Origin of the sequence: Colidextribacter sp. OB.20, from assembly GCF_009911595.1 — a bacterium.
Taxonomy (GTDB): domain Bacteria; phylum Bacillota; class Clostridia; order Oscillospirales; family Oscillospiraceae; genus Lawsonibacter.
The window spans coordinates 1-2,180 of record NZ_QWKG01000131.1 but is presented as its reverse complement, the minus strand read 5'-3'; the positions used below and the strand labels follow the sequence as shown (position 1 = coordinate 2,180).

Sequence of the window (2,180 nt, the reverse complement as noted above, 5' to 3'; positions counted from 1 at the left end):
ACCCTCACCGCCGCCGGCGGGCTGGGCTGCGCCGGCATCGGCCGGGACGGCGTGGCGGGCTGGGACCCTGCCGACCCCGTCCTCATCCGGGGCTTGGAGGGTGAGGAGGAGCACAGCTTCCTGGGGCCGGTCACCATCGCCGGCGGCTCTGTCCTCCCCATGGAGGAGGAGGAACCGGAGGGGGGCGTCACCCTGCGCAGAGGGGAGGACACCGCCACCCTGCCCCAGTTCCAGCTGTCTGTCCGGTCTCTGGGGCTGAACGGGATGTCCTTAATGACCCGGGAGTACGCCCGGGACGCCGGGGCGGTGCTGGAGGCCGACCGCCGCAGACTGGACCAGATGCAGGCGGTGTATGGCGTGCTCTACGACTGGCTGAGCCAGGGGGCCAGGGCCCTGCCCGGGGCCTCCCTCGCCCAGGACAGCGGGCCGGTCCGGAGCGCCGGTCAGGCCGGCGCGCTTTTGGAGGACATGCGCCGCTCCATCCTGCTCCAGCCCTCCCAGGCCATGCGCACCCACAGCCGCCGGGGCTCCGAAGGGGTCGGGCAGCTGCTGGGATGAGAGATAAAAAATCAGAGCCCGGCATCCTGAGATGCCGGCCATGACGAAGGCGCCCACAGTAACCTTGAACACCGAGATACCGGAGACCGAGGCTGCCTCCGGGTTGCCGCCCACGGCGTACAGGTTCTTGCCGAAGGTGGTCTTGTTCCAGATGAACCACACGACGATTACCGCCGCCACCGCTCAGTAGTGCTGGTCTGTGTAGCCGCACCGCTCCGCGACCTCCCGAATCTTCAGCGCGGAGCCGGACAGCAGCTCACGGGCGGCCTCCATCCGCCGGCGGATCAGGGTGTTGATAAAGGTCTCTCCGGCGTATTTTTTGATGCAGGCGCTCAAATGGTTGGGGCTCACCTTCAGCAGCTCGCTCAGGGATACCAGGGAGAGGTCCGCGTCCATATAGCGCTGGTCCAGCGCCTCCAGCGCCCGCCTGCACAGCGCCTCTCCCCCCTTGACCGCAGGCTCCGGGTCGCCGATGAACTGTGGGTCCTGTCACCCTGGCGGAGGGCCTCCATCGCCTCGCAGCAGGCGGTATGGAGCGCGTTCGGACTGCCGGCCGTCCGGCTCACGCCGATGCGGCAGCGCCTGCCCAGCACCCGCTCGGCCATTTGGGGGATCTCATCCGCCAGAATGTACAGATACTCCTCAAAATCCCGCAGTCTGCCCCACAGCACCGAGACCACCTTTCCGGGCGCGAAGAAGCTAACCGCCCGCAGGTACTTGTCGGCCAGCCGGTCCACCGAGTCGGCAAAGGAGGCGGGGGATCAAAGCAGCCGTCCCCGTTCAGCAGGGCAAATACCATCACAGTGTAGTAGAGCTTTTCGGCCCCATCCCCCGGAAGGCCGCACTGGCGCATATATTCATCCGCTTGAGGAAGCTTGTCCAGGTCCGCGTGGCTGTCCAGAACCAGAGCCGCCAGCATGGCCGCGGGGGGCTCCTGCCCGTCGCTTTGCCCGGGGACCTGGCAAAACATGGCGAACTGGGCGTCAATTTTCCGACGGATGACCTGAAGCTCCTCCCCAAGTCCTTTTATCGTCAGAGGCTTGAGCATATAGCTGATAATATTATACTGTATCGCCTTCTGGGCATATTCAAAGTCGTCATAGCCGCTCAGAAAGGCGATATGGGTCATAGGCCGTACCTCCCGCACCTGTCGGGCCAGCTCAATCCCGGAGATGAAGGGCATCCGGATATCAGTCAGCAGCAGATCCGGCTCCCGCTCCTCCACCAGCTGGAGGGCGTCTAAGCCGTTGCCGGCGCTGCCCACCAGACGAAAGCCCAGCTCCTGCCAGGGGATCATTGTGCACACAGCCTCGCGCAGCTCATCCTCGTCATCGGCAACTACCACGGTGTATGGGGCGTTTGAGACCATCGTATCACGCACCCTTCCTGAAAAAGAAATCGCCTGTTTATGTCGTTAATTATATTCTATAGCGGAGAAAAATGCAATCCGCACAGAGGGCCTGCCCCTGAAGATTGCGGTGCTACCACGCCCTATGGGAAAGTCAGCCGCCCCCAACAGGGTCCACCCAAAGGTATTTCTCCCCTGTCTACCAAAAGTCTACCAAAAAAGCCGCCAGGCTCCTGCAACCCAGGGCCCGGCGGCTTTTTCGTTTTCCGGGACA

3 protein-coding genes and 1 pseudogene are annotated in these 2,180 nt (G+C 63.9%); 1 reads left to right on the top strand and 3 read right to left on the bottom strand.

Annotated elements, in window-relative coordinates; genetic code table 11:
* A partial coding sequence (locus D1641_RS18745; RefSeq protein WP_160668486.1) for a hypothetical protein occupies positions 1-558 on the top strand: 558 nt, incomplete at its 5' end.
* Between the two features lie 30 nt (positions 559-588).
* Here the strand turns inward: D1641_RS18745 and D1641_RS18740 are convergent.
* From D1641_RS18740 to D1641_RS18730, 3 genes and pseudogenes are all read right to left on the bottom strand, one after another.
* Positions 589-741, bottom strand: a pseudogene (locus tag D1641_RS18740) (hypothetical protein); the annotation flags it as partial.
* A complete protein-coding gene (locus D1641_RS18735) occupies positions 742-954 on the bottom strand; it encodes a helix-turn-helix domain-containing protein (protein ID WP_160668484.1) in 213 nt (70 codons plus the stop codon).
* A 166-nt stretch (positions 955-1,120) separates the two neighbouring features.
* Entirely contained in the window at positions 1,121-1,927 is an 807-nt protein-coding gene (locus D1641_RS18730) for a response regulator (protein WP_160668481.1), read from the bottom strand.
* Between the last annotated feature and the right edge of the window lie 253 nt (positions 1,928-2,180).

What these genes read in the sequence shown, in the direction of transcription:
- D1641_RS18735 (WP_160668484.1), bottom strand. Translation starts at nt 954, where the DNA reads ATGGACGCGGACCTCTCCCTGGTATCCCTGAGCGAGCTGCTGAAGGTG.
- D1641_RS18730 (WP_160668481.1), bottom strand. Translation starts at nt 1,927, where the DNA reads ATGGTCTCAAACGCCCCATACACCGTGGTAGTTGCCGATGACGAGGAT.